This is a genomic window from Tissierella simiarum (genome assembly GCF_018917865.1).
Taxonomy (GTDB): Bacteria; Bacillota; Clostridia; order Tissierellales; family Tissierellaceae; genus Tissierella_C; species Tissierella_C simiarum.
Map to the genome: position 1 here is coordinate 161,524 of NZ_JAHLPM010000004.1, position 25,673 is coordinate 187,196.

Below are 25,673 nucleotides of genomic sequence, written 5' to 3' on the forward strand. Positions count from 1 at the left end.
CCTTGTCTATATCCAAATATACTCTTATTTAAATGGAGAACAACAAGTGTTCTCCATTTAATTACATACCCATTTGCTTCGCTACTTCTTCTGCAAAGTTTTCTTCTTTCTTTTCTAGACCTTCTCCAACTTCAAATCTAACAAATCTTCTAATTTTAATGTTTTCACCTATTTTAGCAATCTTTTCATTTAATAATTCATTTACCTTAACACTTGGCTCTTTAATAAAAGGTTGTTCTAACAAGCATATTTGTTCATAGAACTTTTCTAATCTACCTTCAACTATTTTAGAAGCTACATGTTCTGGTTTACCCTCATTAACAACTTGTTGCATTAAAACTTCTTTTTCTCTTTCAACTTCTTCAGCTGGAACTTCTTCTTTGCTTACATACTTTGGACTAGCAGCCGCCACTTGCATAGCCATATCTCTAACAAATTGCTTAAACTCATCAGTCTTAGCAACAAAGTCAGTCTCTGAGTTAACTTCTATAAGAACACCAATTCTGCCACCATGTATGTAAGCATCTACTAAACCTTCAGCGGCAATTCTTCCTGATTTCTTAGCAGCCTTTGACAATCCTTTTTCTCTTAATAAGTCAATAGCCTTTTCAACATCACCATTAGTTTCAATTAATGCATTTTTGCAATCTAACATACCTGCTCCAGATCTTTCTCTTAATTCCTTAACTTGTGCAGCACTTATATTCATTCTATCCCTCCTCGAATTGTTAAAAATGGTAAGAGCATAAGGGACGACTTATCCCTTAGAAGCCCTTACCCTTCTAAATTACTCTTCTCTGCTCTCTATTTGTTCCCCTTGCTTGCCTTCTAAAACAGCATTAGCAATGGTTTCAGTCAATAATTTTACGGCTCTAATTGCATCATCATTTCCTGGTATAACATAATCAACTTCATCTGGATCACAGTTAGTATCCACTATAGCGACTACTGGTATTCCAAGTATTTGAGCTTCTTTTACAGCAATTCTTTCTTTTCTTGGATCCACTACAAATAGAGCATCTGGAATTCTATTCATAGTTTTAATTCCACCAAGGAATTTTTCAAGTCTTTCTGCCTCATGTCTCAATTGAATAACTTCTTTCTTCGGTAAGACTTCAAACAAACCTTCCTCTTCCATTTTAACTAATTCATGTAGTCTGTCAATTCTCTTTCTAATAGTTTTATAGTTTGTAAGCATTCCACCAAGCCATCTTTGATTTACATAATGCATATTACATCTTTTTGCTTCACCCTCAATGGCCTCTTGTGCTTGTTTCTTAGTACCTACAAACAAAATTTCTCCTCCATTAGCAGATACTTCTTTCATGAAGTCATAAGCTTCTTCTACTTTTTTAACTGTTTTTTGTAAGTCAATAATGTAGATTCCATTTCTCTCTGTAAAAATATACTGTGCCATTTTAGGATTCCATCTTCTTGTTTGATGTCCAAAATGAACTCCAGCTTCTAATAAACCTTTCATTGTAATTACTGACATACTATTCACCTCCGCGTTTTTTTCCTCCATCCCCTTCATATACTTAAGGAACCTTAAGGCACAACCTTAAATATCAGAGAATGTGTGTAATCACTATAGTAGTATAACATAAGGGTACTTTTTAATCAATATTTTTTATATTATTATCTATTTTTTTATTATTACTATACATTTTTAATATTATATCAACTTCTCTTACACCTTTATTTAATTTTTTGGCTATCTCTTCCTTCGTCAAACCTATTCTTTTCAACTCTATTATTTTTATATATAAGGAATTATCATTCTCATTATTAGTATTATCTCCAAATTCTTCAATATAAGAAGACTCACTTTTTTTATTAACTTTATTATCTATATTATTTATTTTATTTAAGGTTAGATCTATAAATTCCCCAAAGTCTTCAATAGTATTTTCTATTAAGCCATAGTAATCTTTTATTCTTCCTTCTATAGATATCAATTCTTCTATAGTAGTATTTTCTCTTTTTAAATCCTTATTAATCATATAAATAGAAAAAACAATTAAAAATAATCCACATATATTTAAAATAATACTTAACATTTCACACCTCAGTTATATTCGAATATCTACATTACTTCCCAGACCTTTTTTTAATGTCTCTTTATTTTCGTCTTCCTTTGATTGTTTTGATCTATTTTTCTTATTATTCTTTGAATTATCTTGATTTTTCGACCTATTATTTATGTTAATTTTAGTATTTTCACTTTTATTAGGATCTATAACCTTTTTACTATTATTCTTTATGAGCTTTTTCTGTTGTACAAATCCATTGTGTAGTAAATTTCTGTTTTTAAAATTCTCTACCTGTTTCATATTGGAGACTTCTTGAGTCTTTGGAAGTAAAACATTATAATCTATAGGTTTTATGGCCATTTAATTCACCTCTTAATAAGGTCCCACTCGAATATCTCTATTCTCTTTATAAAAGGTACAACGCTTCATTTCATCTCTTACATACATGACACTGTTACCAATAACTATTTTTACACCTGGATAAATAGTATCTGCTATTTTAATTTGTCCTTTAGATAAATTTTCAATTTGTTCCGCTACTTCTTTATACTGTCTTTCTATTTTTCTTAGCTCTAAACTTAAGGTTAATTGAGTCTTAGTTAACTTACTGTAAAGTTCACTTTTGTTGCTATCCAGCTTATTAGATCGCTTTAACACTTCAAGCATACTCAAAGATTGAGTAATCTTTTCTAAGTTTTCTTTTACATTTTTAAGTTCTTCACCTAATTCTTCATGTCTTAACTTTATATCCGGATCAACACCAACCTCTAATACTGTATTTGTAGCCATAGTAGAACCTACGATTCTTGCCCTTATTTCCCTTTGAGCTCTACATACACCCCCAACTATTAACCCTTTTTTACCCAAAACTAATATATTACCTTTTGAAGTTACTTGGCTATGCATTATGGCTTCAGAAGTAATATTCTTATTAACTTGAATAATAGAATTTTCTATAAATTTTGTTGCTAAATTACCCTCTGTAAAAATAGTCTGTCTATTATAGCCCTGAACTCCCTGTCTTACCAAAATATCCCCTGTACAATTAATGCAACCGCCTTCAACAACACCCCTTACTTCTATAGAGCCGTGAGCCTTTACTTGGAAACCATTTAATACATGTCCTTTAATTATAACATTTCCATCGAAGTATACATTGCCTATACTAGTATCTACATTTGGTATCTCTAAAACCTTAGAAACACTTATTCTTCCATCTTTTATTTCTACTAAACCACTTTCTTCCGCCAACAAGAAGCTGCCATCCTCTGAAAGTTTTACATTATTCCCAAATTTAAGTCGTGGCTCCTTTCCTTTTAAATGCTGTATTCTTTCCCCTGTAACTCGTACTCCATCCTTTCCTTCCTTTGGTGGAATAATTTCAACTAACTTATCTCCTTTTTTTACACTATTAATAGCATCTAATTCTCTATAATCCACGGTACCATCTTCATTTAGTTTAGGTAGAAGCTGCTTGTTAGTATCAAAATAATATTTTAAAGAACCATCTTCACCAGGGATTGGAGCAACTCCTTCTGCGATACATACTTGTTCATTAAAAAACTTGTGTTCTAAAAAAGATTTTAAAAGTTCTTCTTTAAGTCCATACTTTACCGTTTCCTTTACTTCTTCTAATATTAATGAGTAGTCAAATTGTGCCTCTTCAGTTTCATCATTACTATCTAACAAAGTAATATAAGCATATAAGCCATCTTTTGTAATATCTAATAAAATATTTGATTCTCTCTTTTTCATATTACACCCCCTACTAGCTTTCTCTTATGCCTTCCTTTATAAGAAAATTTTTCATTTTTAATATTGCTTTGCTATGTATTTGTGAAATTCTTGATTCAGAAAGTTCCATAACATGTCCAATTTCTTTGTAAGTTAATTCATCATAATAGTATAAAGAAATAACCATTTTTTCATTTTCAAGTAGTGAATCAATGGCTACGGCTAAGAGTCTTTTTATTTCCTTGCTTTCATAAATTTCTTCTGGTGTATTGCTGTCTTGCTTTATATCAAAAGAGTAATCTCCTCTATTGATTAACATTTCTTCTAATGAAGATACATTGAAGGTTGCAATGTCTGATAATAATATTTCTAATTCTTCTAATGGCATCTCTAGGTACTTGGCAGTTTCTTCATTAGTTGGACTTCTTCCAAGCTGATTTTCTAATTTATAAATAGCATTTTGTACATCTTTTGATTTTTTTCTTAAAGATCTAGGAATCCAGTCTAATTTTCTGATATTATCAATCATAGCTCCCTTTACCCTTATTTGTGCATAAGTTTCAAATTTAATATTCTTTTCAATATCAAATTTATCAATGCTATCTATAAGACCCATAACTCCAAAACTAACTAAATCATCATATTCAATTTTACTTCCATAGTAATTATACATTCTTCCTGCAACAATCCTTACTAAACTTATATAGTTTTCAATTAAGCTTTGTTTAATTTTTTTATCTTTTGTTTCATTATATTTTATCCACAGATCTTCTACATTCACATTAATTACCTCCCATGGAATCTATATAGTCTTCTCTCCATGGCCGATAGTTCTTATAAATAACGAACCATCTAAAGAGTTTAGTTCTATAGTTCTTCCGTAGTTTCCGCCTGTATCTTCAGAGATAATTTTTATATTCATTTCTTTTAATATATTTTTAGTAGCTATAACATTTCGCTCTCCTATCTTTAATATATCATTGTTTGAACTAAAGGAAAACATTTGTGAACCGCCAGCAATTTTTGCTACTAAATTATTTTTATTAGCACCTTCTTTTAACATGATTTTTACTAGTTCTTCTATACCAGTATCCGCAAATTTAGCTCTATTTTGATTATTTTTAATCTCCTTGCTAGAAGGCAACATAATATGAGCAAGTCCAGCTATTTTATTCACCTTATCGTATAAAGCTATTCCGACACATGAACCTAAGCCTAACGTAGTTAAAATATTAGGTGATTTGGTCACATTCAAATCTGCCATTCCAACTTTTATCGTTAATATACTCATACTACTGTACCCCTAATGCACTTAATATTTTCCCAAAGGAATTAATATCTGGTAATAAAAATAAATTACCTACTACTTTTTTAGCATCTTCTTCGAAAATAGTTTCTATCATTAAAGCGTGGTCTGAAACATGTCCAAATTGAATAGCTGGAACGCTCAATATTGCTCCTGCCATATCTACAGAAATAGATGGAATAGAGATAAATATTTTTAGACCTGTTAAAGCGCTCAAAGAATTAACATAAGAAGAAGCCAAAATATTCCCTACTTCAGAAAGAGCTGATATATCCATTTCATCTAGATCTTTGGTATCCTTTTGTCTGCCATATAAAAGATTTGTTAAGTTTATGGCAGAATCCAAATCTAGAGCAAACATCATGTTTCCAACTATATCTTCCATTAACTCAAAATAGATTCCTACCACTAAATTTTCTTCTCCACCTAAAATCTCTGCCACATCTTTAAATTCTAATATCTTTACAGCAGGAACTCCCATGTCTACTTTCTTAGATATCATACTAGCAAGAGCAGTAGCTGCATTCCCAGATCCTATGTTGCCAAGTTCTTTAAGAACATCAATCATAAATGTATTTAAATCATCAACATTAATGGCCATCTCAGCACCTCTCTAATATTCTAATATTCTTGATAAATCCAATAAAATTATCAACTTTTCATCAGACTTGCCTATACCATATATATATTCCATATAATCATTTTCTGCTGTATTAGGTGGCTTATCAACGTTTTCTCTGCTGATTTCTAATACTTCCGAGGAAGAGTCTACTATTAACCCTGCTACAATATCCTCATTAGAAACTATTATTATGCGAGAATTGTTGTCAACCTCTTTTATTTCCATATTAAGCTTATCTCTTAAATCTATAATAGGGATTACTTCTCCCCTTAGGTTAATAACCCCTTTCACATAATGGGGTCCATTTGGTATTCTAGTGAATTTTTGCATTCTCTCTATGGAAATAACTTGGTTAATTGGTACTCCATAATACTCTTTATTTAACTTAAAAATTACATATTTATTGTCAATTTCAGAATGCATACTGGTTCCCCCTTTTATATCAATGAATTTATATCTAGTATTAACGAAATATTCCCATTACCCAAAATAGTAGCTCCAGATAGATATTTTACGCCACTTAAATATTTCCCCAAGGATTTTATAACTATTTCCTGTTGCCCCAATAGATTGTCCACTATTAGACCAGCTTGTTTATCTCCCTTTCTAACTATTACTACTATCAGTTCTTCATTATCATCCCTAGGTTTAGTTCCTAATATTTCATTTAATCTAATAATAGGCAAAGTTTTTCCTCTATATAAAACTATTTCTTGCCCTTGTATATCCCTAATATTACTGCTATCTACATTAGTTATCTCATTTATAGAGCTTAAAGGTATTGCAAATATTTCTTCATCTAACTTTACCAATAGCGCCTGTATTATTGCTAATGTTAGAGGTATTCTTATAATGAATTTAGTACCTTTATAAGGTTCACTTTCTACTTCAATAGTTCCATTAATGGATTCGATTTTACTTTTTACTACATCTAAACCCACGCCTCTCCCTGAAATATCAGATATTTTATCAGAAGTACTAAATCCTGGTGCAAATAAAAGCCTTATTATTTCCTCATTAGATAAAGTATCAGCTTCTCTTTCAGTAACAATTCCTTTTTGTATAGCCTTTTTCTTAACTTTATTATAATCAATACCTTTTCCATCATCTTCTACTTCAATTACAACATTGTTCCCATCTGGATAAGATTTAAGTACAACAGTTCCCTGCTCTGGTTTTCCATGTTCTAACCTTTCAGATGGTATCTCAATACCATGATCTATAGAGTTTCTTATAAGATGTATTAGCGGATCTCCTATCTCATCAATTACAGTTCTATCAACTTCTGTTTCTTCTCCACTCATTTGCAAATCAATTTCTTTATCCAATTCTTTAGCTAAGTCTCTTACCATTCTAGGAAATCTATTAAAAACTCTTTCTATTGGAACCATTCTAACTTTCATTACTGCATCATGTAAATTAGTTGTAATTCTTTCTAAATATTCAATGGCTTCTGACATATTTTCACCATTGTTGGAACCACTCAAATCATCCATTCTTGTTTTTATTATAATGAGTTCACTAACTAAATTCATTAAATTATCTAATCTATCTATGTCTACTCTTACAGTTTTTCCAACTTTTCCACTACGGTTCTGAATATTTTTCTCTGTCTTATGATTTTCTTCATTTGAAGATTCAGTAGATTCTAATTTAATTTCTACATTCTCCTCAGCAGTAACAGCTGCTGCTACCTTTCCTTTTTCCAAATGATCTATAGTAATACTTTCTATTTCTGATATTTGGTTTAATTCTTTAAAGACCATGTCTTTTTCTAGCTGTGTGATTAAAATAACAGAGAATTCTAATTTAAATTTTTCATCTTCAATATCTTCTACAGAAGGATTAGAGTAAATTATTTCCCCAAAACTTTCTAAAGTGTTAAATATAATAAATGCTCTAGCTGACTTTAACATACAAGTTTCGCTTAACTTAATATCTATTTCAAAAGCATTCAACCCTTCCATAGAAGCTTTATAGATAATCTCTTCAGTATATTCGTTTAATTTGCAACTCTCACTACGACTTTTACCGTCTAATTTATTTGACTGATCTTTATTTAATATCTTCCACAACTTTTCAATTAAACTATCGTTAGAATCTTGACTTTCTTTACCTCCTTCAATAATGCTATTTACCGATGAGTCTAGGGCGTCAAAACACTCAAATAAAATATCAACGACTTCTTCATTGATACTAATTTCATTACTACGAGCAGCTTGAAGAACATTTTCCATTTCATGGGTTAAGTTGGCCATATTATTAAATCCCATTGTACCTGACATACCTTTAATTGTATGAGCTACCCTAAAAATCTCATTAACAAGCTCTAAATTTGAAGAATTTTTTTCTAATTCTAATAAAACATCATTCATATTTTGTAAATGTTCTCTAGCTTCTTCTACAAACACATCAATATATTGATTTATATCTAAATCCATTGTTACACCCCCACTATATTAATAATTCTATTGGCTATTCTGTTAAGTGGCAAGATTTCATCTATATTATTAGTGGCAATTGAAGACTTTGGCATTCCAAAAACTACTGAAGTTGACTCATCTTGTGCAATTGTATAGCTGTCTCTTTTCTTCATTTCACTAATTCCCCTTGCACCATCAGAACCCATACCTGTTAAAATCACTCCAGTTTTAGCGTATTCTTCAATACTCGCCACTGATTTCATAAGGATGTCCACAGTAGGTCTAAGCCCCATAGTAGGCGGTTCCTGATTAAGCCTTATAACTAGGCTGCCTCCCTCTTTAACCGCCTCCATATGATAATCACCAGGAGCTATATAACACCAACCTCTATTCAATATATCTCCTTCTTCTGCCTCTTTTATATTAATATTTGACATGGAATTCAACCTATCGGCTAAAGACTTTGTGAACTTAGGAGGCATATGCTGTACTACTACTATAGAAGCATTAATATCATGAGGCAATAGAGGCAGTATATTTTGTAAGGCTCTAGGACCTCCTGTTGATGTTCCAATAGCAACAATATGACTGAAATCTTTTTTTATTTTTATTAACTTTTTATCAGATGAAAAAGTTGGTTTTACCAAAGAGGATAAGTTAGTAGTCACTTCCACTTTAGTCTTAGCACCAATTTTTATTTTATCTATTATCTCACGTTTAATATCACTTTCACTCATATTAAATACATTTTTAGGTTTCGGAATAAAATCTACAGCTCCTTCATCTAAAGCCTTTAAAGTTAAATCTGCTCCTTCTTTAGTTAAACTACTAATCATTATTACTGGCAATTTATAAGTCGACATAATATTTTTTAATGTAGTTAATCCATCCATTATTGGCATTTCAACATCAAGTGTTATAATATCTGGATTTAATAAAGGAATCTTTTCTAAAGCATCTTTTCCATTTCTAGCAGTACCCACTATGTCTATTTCTTTATCTTCCTTCAGAATATCTGTAAGTACTTTTCTTATTAAAGCAGAGTCATCAACAATTAATACTTTTATCATTTAAATCAATCCTTTATCTCTCATAATTCTTTGCTGTTCAAAAATAAATTTAATAATTAGTTCTCTTTCATCTTCATCTATATCAGTAAAGGTAATGCCTAAACTATATTTATAATTAAAAGCATCAATTTCTCCTACTCTCAATACTTGACCTTCAACTTTGATTTCTTTATGATAGATTTTTATAGAACATCTTACTTTATCTCCTACACTATGTTTAAAATTACATAATAGCTTCATCCCATTTCCACTTATATCTTTAGTTTCACAGTTTTCCTTAATGTTTATGATTTTTTTACCATCTTTAGCTAAATATTCTTTTTTTACTTGTAAACATACAGGAAACCTAAAAAATTCCCTCTGTTGTATTCTGTTTATTTTTGAAATTCTTTGAACCTTTAATTTGTATATAGAAGTATAATCTCTTTCTAAAACTTTAGCCTTAAAAGAGTATTTACCCTTATTTTCAATAATATAAAAAAGATAGATATCTTCTTCCTTATGTAATAATACTAAATTATTTTTATAGATTGGCCCGCTAATTAAAAAATTTTTTTCATCTATTATGTCCAAGATCTGACTAGGATACAATAAGTTCTTGTCATCACCTATTCTTTCTATTTCTATTTTACTACCAATATTGAAGAGATCACTTTGCATTTTCATAACTATCTCTCACCTCTTCTAGAAAAAATATGCAGCAATTTTTCTGCAAAACTTTTATTCTCATTATCTTCTTTAATCACTCTATTGCTTGTATAATTAATAGTCATGTTGTTTAACTTCTTTGAAACTATAGAATTTGGATTAGATACTATAAAAGGGATCTGATTTCTTACTGCATTATTAATAATATTTGTTCTTTCTATATACCCTAAATAATTAAGCTGAATCCTTAGGAAATTAAATGTAGCATTGTTAAGTTTATTAAAAACTTCTTTACCTTCACTTTTGTCATCAACCATATTAGTTATAATATTGAGTTTTTCTTTGAACCCATAAGATGATAAGGATTTTATTAAAGTATATGAATCCATTATAGATGTAGGATCTGGCGTAGTTACTATAATAACTTCATCAGAAGCCATAACAAAGTCTAAAACTACAGATGAAATACCTGCTCCAGTATCGATAATTATAAAATCAGCAGTAGATTGAAGCTTTTTAATTTCTTTCAACATTTTTAGCATATTTTCTTCATTTAGTAAGGCTAGTTCCTTTAGACCCGAACCTCCCGAAACCATTTTTATTCCTTCAGGTCCTTTGGCTATTACTTCATTTATATCTTTATTTAAAAGAATAATATCAGATATAGAACTTTTTAAGTTTACTCCAGACAGTATTTCCACATTAGCTAACCCTACATCTGCATCAAAGATAATTACTTCATATCCAAGTTTCTGTAGTGATATAGAAAAATTTAAAGCAAAATTTGTTTTACCTACACCGCCTTTGCCACTAGTTATGGCTAATACCTTAGCTCTTTTCTCACTTTTATTTTTTTCAGTTGATTTTTCATTCTTACTTTTTTTCATTAATCTCCTTAACTTATCTGCTTGATCTATCATCCTCGTTCTCCCCAATCAACTTTTCAACAATAACTTTCTTATCTAGTACTTCAATATCATCTGGAACATTTTGTCCTGTAGTAATATAAGAAAGCTCTTTTTTGGTAATGTATCTAATATTAAATAAATTACCATATGTTTCAGTTTCATCTACCTTAGTAAATATTATCTTAAAGTCTTCTATAAAGCTATAATTATTGACTATAGAATTTAAAGTTTTTAACTCTGTAGCCGCACTTAAAACTAAATAAATCTCTTTCTTATTAGCTGTTTCTATTATTTTTTTTAGGTCTTCTCTTTGGTCCACATCTTTATGATTTCTTCCTGCTGTATCCACAAGTATAATATCTTTATCTTTAAAGCACGCTAAAGATTTCATCATATCTTCTTGATTATAAGCAATTTCTAAAGGAAGTTCTAAAATATCACTATAAGTTTTAAGTTGATCAACAGCAGATATTCTATAAGTATCACAAGTTATTAGTCCTATCTTATATTTATTTTCTAAAACTAGTTTAGCTGCAATTTTAGCTAATGTAGTAGTTTTCCCTACACCTGTTGGACCTACAAAAAATATTACTTTTTGATTTTCATCAATACTTAAGGATTTTGGATATCCCAAATATTCCATCAGATTATATCTAATAATATTTTTTATAGTTGTTTCATCCTTATTTTGTATATTTATTTGTTGATTTATTTCCTCCAATATTTTGGAAGAAATATTATAATCAACACCATTTGTAACTAATATATCGTGAAAAGGTTTTAACTTAAATAAATCTGAAGCTTCATCATAAGCTACTTTTTTAGATATACTCTCCATCAAAATTTTCAATTCTGATAACTCGTTATTTATATGATTTAACTTATTGTCATAATTTATATTACTTGTTGGTAATATCATATTTTTTTCTTCATAAGCTGCAGTAATTTCTACTACGGATTTTTTTAAAAAACCAAATATTCCTTTAGGTTTAACCGTCTTCGTATTTAATACTACTGCATCAGAACCAAGCTCCCTTTTTAATTTTAACATAGCTTCATGGGTAGTAGATCCAGTATATTTTTTAATTTTCACTATATATTCACCATCCCTACTGATTGAACTTCTACAGAGGGTTCGATTTCATTATAAGAAAGTACGATTATATCTCTTGTCATTTGTTCCGTTAATCTTTTAAAGTATAATCTGACTATAGGTGCGGTTAATACTATAGGTTGTTCTCCTATAGATGTTAATTTTTGAATCGTTTTAAAAGTATTATTTAAAACAACTTGTGCTTTGTTTGGCTCTATAGATAAATAAGATCCAGTTTCAGTTTTATTTATAGAATTCATTATAATTTCTTCCACTTGACTATCTAATGTAACTACATTTAAGCTATTATCTTCTACATATTTATTTGTAATATATCCCGACATTTTTTGTCTTACATACTCTGTAAGCAAATCTGCATCTCTAGTAACATTTCCATAATCAGCCAAAGTTTCTAAAATTGTAACCATATCTCGTATGCTAATTTGCTCTCTTAATAAGTTCGCTAAAACTTTTTGTATCTCCCCTAAAGAAAGAACTTTAGGAATAACTTCTTCAACTACGGCTGGATATTCTTCTTTCACATTATCAACCAGCATTTTGACATCCTGCCTGCCTATGAGTTCATAGGCTTTTTCTTTTATAACTTCTGTTAAATGAGTCGCAATTACTGACGGTGGATCTACTACTGTATATCCAAATATCTCCGCTTTTTCTCTTTCTTTTTCCGTTATCCACTTAGCAGGCAAGCCAAAGGCAGGTTCTATAGTATCTATTCCTTCAATATTACCTTCACCCATACCAGAATCCATAGCTAAATAATGATCAAAATAAACTTCTCCTTTTGAAACTTGAACTCCTTTAATCTTTATTATATATTCATTAGGATTTAATTGAATATTGTCTCTAAGTCTTACTATGGGTACCACTAGCCCTAATTCCATAGCTATTTGTCTTCTTATCATAACTATTCTATCTAGAAGGTCTCCACCCTGATTTATATCAGCTAAAGGAATGAGTCCATATCCAAATTCTAATTCTATATCGTCAACTTTTAACAACCCTAACACATTTTCTGGTTTTCTAAGCTCTTCAGCCTCAGATACTTCTTCAACTGGCTCCTCAAATTCTTCTTTAACAGTTTTATCTATCTTATATCCCGCAACTATAAACACCAATGCTAGTAATAGATATACAGCAGTAGGTAATGGAGTAATAATTCCTAACGATCCAATTACTCCACCAATAATATATAAAAGTTTAGGATTATTACCAAAAAGTTGTTGAATTAAATCTTGTCCTAGATTAGACTCTGAAGCTGCACGAGTTACGATTAAACCTGTAGCAGTAGATATAAGTAATGCAGGAATTTGACCTACAAGTCCATCTCCAACAGTAAGTAGTGTATATCTTTGAAGAGCTTCTGATAAGCCCATACCTTTTCCAACAATTCCAATTAAAAATCCTGCCGCAATATTTACTATGGTTATTATTATTCCTGCTATAGCATCTCCTTTAACAAACTTACTAGCTCCATCCATCGCCCCATAAAAATCTGCATATTTTTGTACTTCTTTTCTTCTTTTTCTAGCTTCGTCTTCAGTAATCAGGCCAGAGTTTAGGTCCGCATCTATGGCCATTTGCTTTCCAGGCATAGCATCTAGAGTAAACCTAGCAGCTACTTCTGCCACACGCTCAGCTCCTTTAGTTATTACAAGGAACTGAATTATTATTATAATAAAGAATATTATAAACCCTACGACTGGATCACCCTGAATTACAAAGTTACCAAAGGTTTCCACTACTTTTCCAGCATCCCCATCTATTAAGATTCCTCTTGTAGTTGATATATTTAACGAGAGTCTAAATAAAGTTGTTATCAACAATAAAGAAGGAAAAATTGAAATTTGCAAAGCATCCTCTGCATACATAGCTAATAACAAAATGAGTAAAGATATTGAAATATTAAGACTTAATAAAAAGTCTAAGGCTCCTTTGGGTACTGGTATGATAATGATTATAATAATTCCAATAATAGCTAATGCAATTATAATATCTCCAAACTTCATTTTTTATCCCCCTAAAAATCATCTTTAAGACTATATACATAAGCTAGAACTTCTGCAACTGCTTCATATAGATCTTCAGGAATGATATCCCCTACATCTATAGAATCATATATGGTTCGAGCTAATGGCTTGTTTTCAACTATTGGAATCGAATTTTCTCTTCCAATTTTTTTTATGTTTTCTGCTATTAAGTCTGCTCCCTTAGCAAGAAGGTAAGGCGCTCCATATTTATCCTTATCATATTTCAAAGCTACAGCAAAATGAGTAGGATTCGTTATTATAACATCAGCCTTTGGTACATCTTGCATCATTCTACTCATAGCTATTTTTCTTTGCTTTTCTTTTATTTTTGACTTGATAAAAGGGTCTCCTTCTGTTTGTTTATACTCTTCTTTAATTTCTTGCTTTGACATCATTAAATTCTTTTCATAATCCCACCATTGATAAAAATAATCCAATACAGCCAATAATAATAAAACACCTAATATTCGAACAGCAAAACTAAAAATCAAGTCAGCAAGATTTACAAAAAATTGAATAGAATCCATATTTGGATAACCCATAATTCTGATTATTTGTTTATAACCATAATTATAAGCCATATATCCAACTAACATGACCTTGAGTATAGACTTAATTAATTCTACTAAGGCTCTTTTAGAAAAGATTCTTTTAAACCCTTCTATAGGATTTAATCTATTTAACTTAATCTTTAAAGTTTTAGTAGTAAACAAAAATCCAACCTGTAAATAATTAATAACTAACCCTGAAAAAAAAGCTACTAATAATATAGGTATAGAGATAGCTACAAACACTGACATAATTTTCAAGAAACCGATAGACAAGTTATTTTGATTAAGTACAGTTTCAACATTGCCAATTTCATTAAAAATGTTTATCATAAATCTAGTTAATTCATTAACCATAAATTTTCCAAATACCTTCAATCCTAAGAAGCAACTAAAAAGTGTGAATACTGTATTAATTTCCTTACTCTGTAAAACTTGTCCTTCTTCTCTAGCTTCCCTTCTTTTTTTAGGCGTTGGCTTTTCAGTTTTTTCAGAATCCGCAAACAATTGTAGATTTATTTTTAGCATCATAATATCAACCTTATATTCATATCTTTAAAAACTTATAAATATCAATAATAATTTCATCAAAAACACCATTTATGACTCCATAAAATATAGGCATACTGATGCTTATTATTATTAATCCAATTACTATTTTTAACGGCATACCTACTACAAACACATTCATTTGAGGTATTGTTCTTGACATAATTCCTAAGACTATATCAGTAATAAGTATTACAGCAACAATCGGTGTACTCAGTTTAAATCCTATTGCAAAGGATTTAGCTAAGGTATTTATTAATAAATTTATAGTCTCTTGCGTATATTTAAAACTCCCTATTGGTATAAATTTATAGCTATCAATTAAAGCTTTAATCACTGTATGGTGCCCATTAATAGTTAGTAAAACAAGAAAAGCTAATATGTAATAAAAATTACCCATTAGTGGAACTTGAACTCTATTTTGTGGGTCTATTACATTGGCCATTCCAAAACCTATCTTCATGTCAATTATTTGTCCCATTACATAAAAAGTAGAAAAAAAAGCATAACTGATAAAACCTATAATAATCCCCACCATTAGTTCTTTAATAATCAAAAAAACCATTGCATCATTAGTAAAGTTAGGAATTTCAGTTAAAGCCGTTGTTAATAATAAAGATATTGTAAAAGATAACCCAATCTTCATAGTGTTCGGAATATTTTGGGAGCTGAAAAAAGGTGAAAAAACAAATATACCAGAAGTTCTTACTAAAATCAGTAAAAAAAGTTGATATCTATTTAAAATCAAATCTATAAATATATTCATATTAATCACCTTTTTATTGTATATATAAATTAATATTCGTTAATAGATCAGTGGTAAATTGGGTTACCAGTTTTAATATCCAAGGTCCAAATATCAATAAAGATAGTAATACAGCAATTATTTTTGGTACAAAAGCTAAAGTAGCTTCTTGTATTTGAGTAACCGCTTGTATAATACTAACAATTAATCCTACTAGCAGACTAAAAATAAGCATAGGAGCTGAAACAAAAAGAATAGTACGTACAGCATCTTGAGCTAATTTCAAAACATCCCCATAATTCATAATATCACTCCTACTTAAAACCTAAAACTAAGGATTTTACAATTAAATTCCAACCATCAACTAATACAAATAACAATATCTTAAAAGGTAAGGAAATAATTACCGGAGGCAACATCATCATACCCATAGCCATTAAAGTACTAGAAACTACCATATCTATAACTAAAAAAGGTATATATATAATAAATCCTACCTGAAAAGCAGTTTTTAATTCACTTATTATAAAAGCGGGAATTAAAACATGAGTAGGAATATCTTTTAACTGGCTAATGCTCTCCATATTTTTTAAGCTTAAAAACAAGCTCAAATCCTTATCCCTAGTTTGTTTAAACATAAATTGTCTTACTGGCTCAATTGCTCTATCAATAGCTACCTCTTGACTAATTTCAGCCTTCAAAAAGGGCTGGATAGATTCACTGTTAATTTCAGTGGCAATAGGTGCCATTATAAAAAATGTTAAGAACAAGGCTAAACCTATAATAATTTGGTTAGGAGGGGTTTGTTGAAGCCCCAATGCATTTCTAATGAAGGATAATACTATAACTATCCTAGTAAAACTTGTCATCATTATTAATATTGATGGGGCTAACGTAAGTATGGTTAAGATGAATAAAAGTTGTAGAGAGAATACATAATTTTCAGGATTACTATTCTCTTCTAATGTAACAGTTTTGCCGAATAAGGATACTTTAGGCTCAGCAAAAGCAGTGTTTGTCAGAAATATTATTAATATCAATGCTATTATAAAAACTTTAGCCTTTGTTTTCATTTCACTCGTCTTCCTTATCCTTTGAATTATAAAATCGTGTTACAAATTTTTTCGCTTTATTGTGAATTTTATTGTAACCTAATTTACTATCCTTCCAATACTTATTTAAATAAGTATCAAAATCAGCCTCTTCCATTACTGTAAACTCTTCTTCATTAATTACATCTATAATATGAGTACTATTGCTGCTTACAGATAAAATATAAATTTTTCCATTTATCTTAACAACTGATATTATGGTATTAGAATTCAAACTTAATTGATCTATAACTTTAATATATCTGCTGCCAGCAACACCTTTGTAGTTCTTTGCTATAAGTTTAGTACCATATAAAGATAGCAATATAATGAGTATAAAGATAATAAGATAAAAAATTAGTTTAAAAGCCATCTTAACAGGGTTTGTTTCTATAACACTTTCAGTAAATCCTATAGAATTAATCCCTATTAATATTATAAACACCCATAAAGCTATTTGTATTTTTTTCATATTCCTAGCTTAATACCTTCTTTACTGCTTCAATAACTCTATCAGCTTGAAAAGGTTTAACAATAAAATCCTTTGCACCAGCTTGTATTGCTTCAATTACCATAGCTTGTTGTCCCATGGCAGAACACATTACTATTTTAGCATTTCCATCAACTTTTTTAATTTCTTTAACAGCTTGGATTCCATCCATTTCAGGCATTGTTATATCCATTATTACAAGTTCAGGTGTTAATTCCTTAAACTTTTCTAATGCCTTTAATCCATTTTCAGCTTCTCCAACAACCTCAAATCCATTTTTAGTTAAAATATCTTTTATCATCATTCTCATAAAAGACGCATCATCAACTATTAATATTCCATTTGCCATCTTTACTCCTCCTTAATACTCGTCCTTATCTGTTTTTTTTATAGGGATTGTCGATTTCCGTAACCCTTATACCAAAGTTGTCATCAATTACTACTACTTCTCCTTTAGCAATATATTTACCATTGGCATAGATGCTTAGCGCTTCTCCTACCAACTTGTCCAATTCAATTACAGTACCTGGACCATATTCTAATATTTCACTAATTCTCTTATTAGTCCGTCCAAGCTCAGCTGTAATTTCTACTGGAATATCACCTACTAGATCAATAGATTCATTATAGCTAACATTTGGTGATGTGTCAAAGTGTTCAAAATCCGGTTTTCTTACCACTACTTTTTCTTTTTCAATTTTTTTAATATTATTATCATTTTTATTCATATTCTCTATATTATTAATTTTTTCAGTCTCCACATAATTAGATTTATTATTAAATTTATTTTGATAATCATCGTCTTCTGTTTCTGTTTTTAAATTCATGGTTGATGCCGATTCAACATTCATAATAGGCGTCTCCTCTATTGGTAAAGAACTTCCTAATAATATATCTACCATTTCCTTTCCAAAATCTAAAGGAATAAGCTGCATAATTTGACTATCAATTAAATCTCCTACTACCATTTTAAAAGAAATTTTAATAATAGGTACATCACTTTTTAATAGATCAAACTTTTCCCTTCCTTCACTAAATGTTATTTCATAAGATTTAGGTGGTTTTATATCAATTTTTTTCATAAACATTTCTGATAAAGATGTAGAAGATGAACCCATCATTTGATTCATAGCTTCACTAACTGCACTTAAATCTAGTTCTGAAATTTCCCTATTAACATCTACAGTTTCTTTTCCCATCATTAAGTCTGTGATAATCTTAACATCATCAGTATTTAAAATTAATATATTAGATCCTTCTAGACCAGCTTTATACCCCACATCTATTGCAACAAAAGGTATTTGATATTCATAAGCTAAATCCGCTGCCGTAGTAACCATTACTTTTGGAGTAGTAATAGTCACTTTTTTATTGAGTAAAGTAGATAATGTAGTAGCAGCTGTACCCATACTAATATTACCTATTTCACCTAAAGCATCTCTTTCAATATCTGAAATAAACTCATCATAATCATCAGTACTTACTTCAGTATCAGATGTTCCTCTTAAAAGTACATCAATTTCTTCTTGAGATAGCATATCATTGGCCATTGTCATTCTCACCTTCCTTTACAACTTCAGCTATTTTTACTGCCATTTTTTTATTCGATACTCCTGCCTGACCTAAAAATTTAACATTGCTTCCTACTTTTATACCAACTAATTCTTTATTATTCACATTTAATTTAATTACATCTCCTAATTGAAGATTTAGAATATCTTTAACTGGTACAACTGTAGAACCTAGCTCTGCTATTAAAGGAACCTTAGTAGCTAACATCCTTTCTCTAATGGCTTTTTGTTCAATTTCAGAATATTCTTTAGTATTTGTAGAGAACCAAAACTTAGTGCTCAATTTATCTAATATTGGCTCTAATACAATATAAGGTATACAGATATTTAACATACCCTCTGTTGATCCTACTTCTATATTCATGGTTACCAAAGCTATAGTTTCATTAGGTGGTACTATTTGAGCAAATTGAGGATTTGTTTCAATTTTTTCTAAATAAGGTTTTAAATCTACAACATTGCTCCAAGCTTCTTTTAAATCTGCCATTACTTTTTGCATCATACTCTTAAGTAAAGATAGTTCTATTTCTGTAAATCCTCTTATTTCTTGTTTATTAGTTCCATCTCCTCCTAGTAATCTATCTATAATTGTATATACTACATTTGTAGACATATCAATAAGAACTTGACCATTTAAAGGAGCAAAATCTATGATACTCAAAAAAGCTGGATTTGATATAGCATTACTAAATTCACTATAAGCAAATTGATCTACTGTTAAAATACTTACTTTAACTGGAGATCGTAAATAACCCGACAGAAAAGTCTGTAACAGTCTGCCAAAGTTTTCATGAATTATCTCCAAGGTTCTTAGCTGATCTTTAGCAATTTTTTGAGGGTTTTTAAAATCATATTTTTTTATTTTTTTAGAACTTTCCACTTCTTGAATTTCTTCTACATCAACTTCACCGGAATTTAATGCTTGAAGAAGGGCATCAATTTCATTCTGGGATAATACTTCAGACAATTGGTTCTACCTCCCTCCCTACTGAATAATAAAATCACTGAAATATACATTAGTTATATTTTCATCATTAAACAACTTGATAACACTTTCTTTAATCTCTTTTTGCAGATTTACTTGTCCTTCTTTTCCCTTAAGATCATCTTCTGTTTTGTTTCTTATGATCTTATTTAAATCATCTCTGATTAAAAATTGCTTTCCATCAAGTTTTTCATGAGTTTTTTTATCAGCAGCCTCTAAGGTTATTTTTACTTTTAATATTTTCTTACTATCCTTTATGTTACAATACATATCCTCTAAAGTTAAACTGTAGGTAGCAATTTCCTTTTGTGAATTAGGATTTTTATTTTTATAAATCATAATACCTATTGCTACTCCAGCTATAGAAAAAATCAGCGCTATTATAACTATGATTATGATAGTATTCTTGCTTCCCATAAAACCACTCCGTTCTATTTTACTTTGGCTCAAATTCTCCATAAGATGTTTTTAAAATTACAATATCAACTCTTCTATTCCTTGCTTTATTATTAGGTGTATCATTAGGTGCTATAGGTCTATAAAAGCTATAGCCAGAAGATGAAATTCTATTTCCATCAATTTTTTCAATTTCAACTAGATGTCTTAACACATTAGTAGCTCTAGCTGAAGATAATTCCCAGTTAGTGGGATATTTTGATATTCTAATTATGGGGTCAGTATCTGTATGTCCTTCAACCTTAATATGCCTATCTACAAACTCCTCCCTATTTAATATTTCAGCTACTGAGTGAAGAATTTCTATAGATTCTGGCTTTAAGGCCGCTTTCCCTGAGTCAAAAAGAACATTGTCCATAAATCTTACAATCAATCCTCTTTCTTCAACTTTAAGAGTAATTTCCTCGCCTAGGCCTAAAGTCTCAGCATAATCTTCTAAGTATTCTTTTAATTTTTCAAGTTCATCTTCTAAATATTGATCATCACCAGTCACATTTTTAGGAAAATCTAAAGAGGCACTTCCATCAAAGACTCCTGTTCCTCCCTGAAAGCTATTCATTATACTTCTAAACTTTTCAGCATCTATTTCGGAAAAAGAGAATAAAAGAACAAAAAAAGCTAGAAGCAACGTTACCATGTCGCTATATGTAGTAAGCCAGCTTGGACTTCCTCCACTTTCTTCAACTCGCCTTCTTCTTCTACTCATTATGCTCCCTCTCTCTCTAGCTCTTTCCTAAATTCTTTTCTCATTTCTGGTGGTATAAAGGTTTTCAACTTTTCTTCAATTATTCTTGGATTCTCTCCTGCTTGTATAGATAAAAGTCCTTCTATCATTAATTCTTTAACTAAGACTTCAGATTTACTTCTTACCTTCAGTTTTTGAGCTAAAGGCAAGAATATAACATTCGCTAGTAAAGAACCGTAAAATGTTGTTACTAAAGCTACTGACATACTTGGTCCTATTGCTTTCGGATCGTCCATCTTTTTTAGCATGTTTATTAGCCCAATAAGAGTTCCTATCATACCAAATGCCGGTGCATAAGTTCCCATAGCCTCTAGTATACCTTGTCCCTCTGAGTGTCGTTCCTCAAGAAAAACTAACTCAGTTTCCAAAATATTTCTGACTAACTCTGGGTCTGTCCCATCAACTATAAGCATGATACCTTTCTTTAAAAAATCATCATCTAATTTAGAACCATATTCTTCCAAAGACAGTAATCCTTCTTTTCTTGCAATATTAGCTAAATTTATAATTTCTTCAATTATTTCATTAGCTGATGTATCTTTGTAAAACATAGTCTTCTTTAAAACTTTTGATAGATTTAGAAAGTTATTTATTGGGAAACAAACTAAAGTTGAAGCTATGGTTCCTCCTAGAACTATAACAACCGAAGCCCAATCCCAGTATGATCCTAGTTCTCCTGAGACCAAAATTCCCCAAACTGTAAATCCAATTCCCAATATTAGACCAACTACTGTTGATATATCCAATTGCTACACCTCGTTTCCCTCATATCTTCTTTCATGGTAAAAGGCTTTTGCCTTAAACTTTATTACTTCATTGATTATATCGTCTATAGAATCCATTACAACAACTTTTTGTCCATTAGTAAGGGTAATGACAGTATCTGGAGTTTCTTCAACATATAAAATCAAATCAGAATTTACCACAAACTCTTTGCCATTCAATCTCTTTACCTTTATCACAGTATCCCACCTTTATAAGATAGGGTAGGTAGGTAAATATATCTATCTACCCTATCCTAATAACTTTATCTCTTTATATTTACTAATTCTTGAAGCATTTCATCAGAAGCAGTAATTATTCTTGAGTTAGCCTGAAATCCTCTTTGAGTAGTTATCATTTCAGTAAATTCCAAGGATATATCTACATTTGACATCTCAAGGTTTCCTGCATTTATTGCTCCATATCCATTAGCTCCTGCTTTTCCTAACTGTGGCTCTCCAGAATTACGTGTATCTATAAAAAAGTTACTTCCTAGTTTTTGTAATCCCATAGGATTATCAAATTTGGCTACCATTACTTGTCCTAAAACTTTTTTTTCACCATTACTAAAGGATCCTACAATCTCACCTGCACCATTAATCGAAAAACCTTCTATTTTTCCAGAGGTTTCACCGTCTTGTTTATAAGGCTTTGCATCCATTTCATTTGCATACTGATGTAAATCTTTATAAGTATTTTCATTTTCCTTATCGAAAAGTGTGATATCTTTAAGATTACCATTAGGTCCTTTTGCATCTGTTATCTCTTCATCATCTTTATCATAATTGAATACAATATCATTTAAATTAGTGAGATTTATTTTTTCTAATAAATTAGTATCACCTTTTATATTTTTTCCTCCAATGGTTTCAATATTTCCATTTTTATCAAAAGTAATATCTATACCATCAGCTCCATCAATTCCAACAGTTCCACTATCTTCATGCTTATAATAATTTTTTGTAGCATTGTCAGTAATTCTATCTATGGTCATTCTCCATTGACCAGTATCATTTTTTATAAATTTAAAAGTTACAGTATAAGTATTTCCTAAGCTATCTACAATTTCTGTATCCGCCTTGTGTTCTGTATCATTTTCTAATCTAGAATCTAAGTTTCCTCTAATTATAATATTTTCAGTTGCTGTTGCCCCTTTTGTTTCTGATTTGTTAATCCTTATATTAGCTATATCTGAAGTAATGTTACCATTTTCATCAGCTCTATAACCTAATACCTTAAAACCATCAGCAGTAACTAAATTTCCATCTCTATCTAGAGAAAAGTTCCCTGCTCTTGTATAATATCTATTTCCAAAATTCGGATCGTCAGATACTACAAAAAATCCTTCTCCATCTATCATTAAATCTGTAGGATTTTCCGTCCTTTGTGCAGGTCCTTTAGTGTGTATTGTATTTATAGAACCAACACTAACACCCATACCTACTTGTTGAGGGTTTGTTCCACCTTTACCTCCCTGTGGAGCACTAGCTCCTTGTATCACTTGATTAAATACTTCTTGAAAAGTCATTTGACCTCTTTTAAACCCCACTGTATTAACATTAGCAATGTTATTACCAATAACATCCATCTTGCTCTGATGTGTTCTTAATCCAGATACACCAGAATACATTGATCTCATCATATTACATACCTCCATTATATTGAGCAGCAGTATACCATCCATCAATCAAGTATACATAACCTCCTTAAAGGTCCAGTTATATTATTACTGCTCCATCAATATTTGTAAATATATTTTCTTTTAATTGTTCCTTATTTACTGTTGTTATAATCGTTTTATTGTTGATACTAGCAATGAAAGCTTTGTCTTCCATTAGAATAAGAGCATCTTTAATTCCTTTATCTTCAGCTCTATTAAAAGCTATTTTTAGCTTTTCCATCTCCTCATTAGTTAAATCCATTTCTCTTCTATTTAACCTTTCTAATGCATGTTTAGAAAACTTGATTTCCTCATCTCTATTTTGTATACGGTTTAGTATTTGATGAAAGTCTTTATTAGAACTTATTTTATTATTGTTTAAAGGTTTAGACGAATTAATCAACCTATTTTCTAACTGCCTAACATCTATTTTATTCATATTAACAACCTCATTATTCTTCGACCTTTGTATCCTCTTTTTCTCCCTCTTCCTCTTCCACTTCTTTACCTGTATAAGCTTCAAAAGCCTTTCTTATGCTAGTTATTTCTTTTAATATCTCTACATTAGCTTTGATTTGATTCAAATTCATTAAATCCAACCCATCTAATATTTCATCTGTCCTTGAATCCAAAATTTTATTTAAGTTCTGCATTTGTTCAAGAGAACTAAATTGAGCTAATTGTGCAATAAATTCTCTATCTTCCATTGGGTTCAAAGGGTCTTGATTAGATAATTGGGTTGTTAATAACCTTAAAAAAGCATCTTTGTCTAACTCTCCAGTGTTTTTACTACTATTTTCTTTTTTCTGATTTTCCTCACCAAATTTATATACGTATTCCGTTGTTTTATTTTCTACTTTCATATATACACACCTCCTTTAAGCTAAAATATTTAAACTACTTTCATTGTAAATACCCATATTGTTTATAGGTTCAGATAATGAATTATCTTCGTAGCCCACTATTTTTTTAGTTTCCTCATTTTTTACTTTAATTTTCTTATTCTTCGGTTTAAAATTAAATTCACTAGAATTTTTCTTATCAAAGTCACTATTGTTTCCAACAAAAACTTCAAAGGTTTTAATTTCTAATCCTGATTCTTTCATTCCTTCTTTTAATTGAATCAGATTTGTTTCTATCAGCTCTTTGGTTCTATAGTTGTCTACCAAAGCCTTAGCTAAAACAACTCCATCTTCCATTTCAATTTTTAAAACTAATTCCCCTAATATTTCTGGCTTTAATTTAATTTTTATTTCATTTTTTTCTTCATTTAAAGATATTTTTATTTTATCTACAATTTGCTGAAAAATTTCTCTTCTTTCAACTTGATGAGTTTCTTCTTTTTCTAGCTTAATATCATTATCAAATCCTAGTTTTCCTTTATTAAATACTGATGACAAGTCTAGTTCCATATCCATATCTACATCTTTTTTTGCGTTTTCTTCTTGATTCGAGTAGTCCTCCTGATTCAAACTATTGCCTTCAGTCATACTAATTTGGGATTCTAACTTATTAAACACTTCTCCATCATCAAGCCCAGTATTAGATTTTAATTCTATAGATTTATTTTCTTTATTAATTTCAATTTCTGCTTCTACGTCTTCATTAAGGATATTATCGGTTAAAAGATTTTTGGTTTTGACATCATCAGTTTTTAAGAATTGAGTCATTTCTTCTACTGATGTATTAGATTTTTTTCCACTTTCTGTGTTCACTGCTAAAACACTATTATGAAGACTTAAATCCATTGCTTCATCTATAGAATTTGATTCTGATATTGTACTTATTGAATCATCTTGAATAACTAATTCTGTCTCTGATAATTTAAAAACTTCATTATCAATTAATTTTTCTGATTCAACTTCTTCAATACTTCCAGATATCAAGTTAAATAAATTAATTATATTTTCATATCCAGCTGTTTTGTTTTTTTCGTTAAATTCTACTTTGTTTTCTTCTTCATCTACCTTATTAGTTTGTCCTTCATTTGGATTTAAAGCTGTTTCTTTGCTAGAATTTAAATTATTATCTTTATTTACTTCCTTATTTAAATCCTTAATATTATTATTTGTCGTAGATAAAATATCCATAAAATTTTTATCTTTTTGAAGTTTGGCGTTGTTCTTGCTACCTTCAGATTTTAAGGATTGTTTAAAATCCATAATTTTAACTTCCATGTTCTCACC

General features: G+C 30.0%; 31 protein-coding genes. All 31 read right to left on the bottom strand.

Translation table 11 applies throughout. The features are described 5' to 3' along the window. Positions 1-61 precede the first annotated feature (61 nt). Positions 62-709, bottom strand: coding sequence for a translation elongation factor Ts (tsf, locus tag KQI42_RS06640; RefSeq protein WP_216518008.1), 648 nt, complete (start codon positions 707-709; stop codon positions 62-64). Positions 710-787: 78 nt separating this feature from the next. After that, positions 788-1,495, bottom strand: a complete 708-nt coding sequence (gene rpsB, locus KQI42_RS06645; protein WP_216518010.1) for a 30S ribosomal protein S2 — start codon at positions 1,493-1,495, stop codon at positions 788-790. Positions 1,496-1,616: 121 nt separating this feature from the next. Next, on the bottom strand, positions 1,617-2,060 hold the full coding sequence (locus KQI42_RS06650; protein WP_216518012.1) for a DUF6115 domain-containing protein: 444 nt from the start codon (positions 2,058-2,060) through the stop codon (positions 1,617-1,619). Positions 2,061-2,072: 12 nt separating this feature from the next. Next, a complete protein-coding gene (locus KQI42_RS06655; RefSeq protein WP_216518014.1) occupies positions 2,073-2,393 on the bottom strand; it encodes a hypothetical protein in 321 nt (106 codons plus the stop codon). Between the two features lie 12 nt (positions 2,394-2,405). Further along, positions 2,406-3,788, bottom strand: coding sequence for a flagellar assembly protein A (locus KQI42_RS06660; protein WP_216518016.1), 1,383 nt, complete (start codon positions 3,786-3,788; stop codon positions 2,406-2,408). 13 nt (positions 3,789-3,801) lie between these two features. Next, positions 3,802-4,548: a sigma-70 family RNA polymerase sigma factor gene (locus KQI42_RS06665; protein WP_216518018.1), complete on the bottom strand. Its 747-nt coding sequence runs from the start codon at positions 4,546-4,548 to the stop codon at positions 3,802-3,804. Between the two features lie 21 nt (positions 4,549-4,569). Next, complete coding sequence (locus KQI42_RS06670) at positions 4,570-5,058, bottom strand: chemotaxis protein CheD (RefSeq protein WP_216518020.1); 489 nt, start codon at positions 5,056-5,058, stop codon at positions 4,570-4,572. A 1-nt stretch (position 5,059) separates the two neighbouring features. Continuing rightward, the gene (locus KQI42_RS06675; RefSeq protein WP_216518022.1) at positions 5,060-5,674 is read right to left on the bottom strand and encodes a chemotaxis protein CheC; all 615 of its coding nucleotides are present in this window, start codon (positions 5,672-5,674) and stop codon (positions 5,060-5,062) included. Positions 5,675-5,686: 12 nt separating this feature from the next. Continuing rightward, positions 5,687-6,118, bottom strand: coding sequence for a chemotaxis protein CheW (locus KQI42_RS06680; RefSeq protein WP_216518024.1), 432 nt, complete (start codon positions 6,116-6,118; stop codon positions 5,687-5,689). A gap of 14 nt (positions 6,119-6,132) precedes the next feature. Then, on the bottom strand, positions 6,133-8,136 hold the full coding sequence (locus tag KQI42_RS06685) for a chemotaxis protein CheA (protein WP_216518026.1): 2,004 nt from the start codon (positions 8,134-8,136) through the stop codon (positions 6,133-6,135). Positions 8,137-8,138: 2 nt separating this feature from the next. Further along, positions 8,139-9,188 carry a protein-glutamate methylesterase/protein-glutamine glutaminase gene (locus tag KQI42_RS06690; RefSeq protein ID WP_216518028.1) on the bottom strand — a complete coding sequence of 350 codons (1,050 nt, stop codon included), beginning with the start codon at positions 9,186-9,188 and terminating at the stop codon, positions 8,139-8,141. After that, on the bottom strand, positions 9,189-9,854 hold the full coding sequence (locus KQI42_RS06695) for a flagellar brake protein (RefSeq protein WP_216518030.1): 666 nt from the start codon (positions 9,852-9,854) through the stop codon (positions 9,189-9,191). It abuts the gene before it with no gap. Positions 9,855-9,856: 2 nt separating this feature from the next. Further along, positions 9,857-10,756, bottom strand: coding sequence for a MinD/ParA family protein (locus tag KQI42_RS06700; RefSeq protein WP_216518032.1), 900 nt, complete (start codon positions 10,754-10,756; stop codon positions 9,857-9,859). Continuing rightward, on the bottom strand, positions 10,737-11,837 hold the full coding sequence (locus KQI42_RS21645) for a flagellar biosynthesis protein FlhF (RefSeq protein WP_216518034.1): 1,101 nt from the start codon (positions 11,835-11,837) through the stop codon (positions 10,737-10,739). The genes KQI42_RS06700 and KQI42_RS21645 overlap by 20 nt, the downstream gene beginning before the upstream one ends. Then, complete coding sequence (gene flhA, locus KQI42_RS06710; protein ID WP_216518036.1) at positions 11,837-13,864, bottom strand: flagellar biosynthesis protein FlhA; 2,028 nt, start codon at positions 13,862-13,864, stop codon at positions 11,837-11,839. The genes KQI42_RS21645 and flhA overlap by 1 nt, the downstream gene beginning before the upstream one ends. An 11-nt stretch (positions 13,865-13,875) precedes the next feature. Further along, complete coding sequence (gene flhB, locus KQI42_RS06715) at positions 13,876-14,964, bottom strand: flagellar biosynthesis protein FlhB (protein WP_216518037.1); 1,089 nt, start codon at positions 14,962-14,964, stop codon at positions 13,876-13,878. A gap of 16 nt (positions 14,965-14,980) precedes the next feature. After that, entirely contained in the window at positions 14,981-15,748 is a 768-nt protein-coding gene (gene fliR / locus KQI42_RS06720) for a flagellar biosynthetic protein FliR (RefSeq protein ID WP_216518039.1), read from the bottom strand. A gap of 13 nt (positions 15,749-15,761) precedes the next feature. Next, positions 15,762-16,031, bottom strand: coding sequence for a flagellar biosynthesis protein FliQ (fliQ, locus tag KQI42_RS06725; protein WP_216518041.1), 270 nt, complete (start codon positions 16,029-16,031; stop codon positions 15,762-15,764). Positions 16,032-16,041: 10 nt separating this feature from the next. Beyond that, complete coding sequence (gene fliP / locus KQI42_RS06730) at positions 16,042-16,800, bottom strand: flagellar type III secretion system pore protein FliP (RefSeq protein WP_216518043.1); 759 nt, start codon at positions 16,798-16,800, stop codon at positions 16,042-16,044. A gap of 1 nt (position 16,801) precedes the next feature. Next, entirely contained in the window at positions 16,802-17,290 is a 489-nt protein-coding gene (locus tag KQI42_RS06735; protein WP_216518045.1) for a flagellar biosynthetic protein FliO, read from the bottom strand. A gap of 4 nt (positions 17,291-17,294) precedes the next feature. Further along, positions 17,295-17,657: a response regulator gene (locus tag KQI42_RS06740; RefSeq protein ID WP_216518047.1), complete on the bottom strand. Its 363-nt coding sequence runs from the start codon at positions 17,655-17,657 to the stop codon at positions 17,295-17,297. Between the two features lie 25 nt (positions 17,658-17,682). Further along, positions 17,683-18,864, bottom strand: a complete 1,182-nt coding sequence (gene fliY, locus KQI42_RS06745) for a flagellar motor switch phosphatase FliY (protein WP_246566190.1) — start codon at positions 18,862-18,864, stop codon at positions 17,683-17,685. Beyond that, positions 18,848-19,846, bottom strand: a complete 999-nt coding sequence (fliM, locus tag KQI42_RS06750; protein WP_216518049.1) for a flagellar motor switch protein FliM — start codon at positions 19,844-19,846, stop codon at positions 18,848-18,850. The genes fliY and fliM overlap by 17 nt, the downstream gene beginning before the upstream one ends. A gap of 18 nt (positions 19,847-19,864) precedes the next feature. Continuing rightward, a complete protein-coding gene (locus tag KQI42_RS06755) occupies positions 19,865-20,281 on the bottom strand; it encodes a flagellar basal body-associated FliL family protein (RefSeq protein WP_216518051.1) in 417 nt (138 codons plus the stop codon). Between the two features lie 19 nt (positions 20,282-20,300). Next, a complete protein-coding gene (locus tag KQI42_RS06760) occupies positions 20,301-21,026 on the bottom strand; it encodes a flagellar motor protein MotB (RefSeq protein WP_216518053.1) in 726 nt (241 codons plus the stop codon). Then, positions 21,026-21,811 carry a motility protein A gene (locus KQI42_RS06765; protein WP_216518055.1) on the bottom strand — a complete coding sequence of 262 codons (786 nt, stop codon included), beginning with the start codon at positions 21,809-21,811 and terminating at the stop codon, positions 21,026-21,028. The genes KQI42_RS06760 and KQI42_RS06765 overlap by 1 nt, the downstream gene beginning before the upstream one ends. Positions 21,812-21,814: 3 nt before the next feature. Beyond that, on the bottom strand, positions 21,815-22,027 hold the full coding sequence (locus tag KQI42_RS06770; protein WP_216518057.1) for a flagellar FlbD family protein: 213 nt from the start codon (positions 22,025-22,027) through the stop codon (positions 21,815-21,817). A 65-nt stretch (positions 22,028-22,092) separates the two neighbouring features. Continuing rightward, complete coding sequence (locus tag KQI42_RS06775; RefSeq protein WP_216518059.1) at positions 22,093-23,469, bottom strand: flagellar hook protein FlgE; 1,377 nt, start codon at positions 23,467-23,469, stop codon at positions 22,093-22,095. A 76-nt stretch (positions 23,470-23,545) separates the two neighbouring features. After that, positions 23,546-23,926, bottom strand: coding sequence for a TIGR02530 family flagellar biosynthesis protein (locus KQI42_RS06780; RefSeq protein WP_216518061.1), 381 nt, complete (start codon positions 23,924-23,926; stop codon positions 23,546-23,548). 13 nt (positions 23,927-23,939) lie between these two features. Continuing rightward, the gene (locus KQI42_RS06785) at positions 23,940-24,350 is read right to left on the bottom strand and encodes a flagellar hook assembly protein FlgD (protein ID WP_216518063.1); all 411 of its coding nucleotides are present in this window, start codon (positions 24,348-24,350) and stop codon (positions 23,940-23,942) included. A 15-nt stretch (positions 24,351-24,365) separates the two neighbouring features. Then, the gene (locus KQI42_RS06790) at positions 24,366-25,664 is read right to left on the bottom strand and encodes a flagellar hook-length control protein FliK (RefSeq protein ID WP_216518065.1); all 1,299 of its coding nucleotides are present in this window, start codon (positions 25,662-25,664) and stop codon (positions 24,366-24,368) included. Between the last annotated feature and the right edge of the window lie 9 nt (positions 25,665-25,673).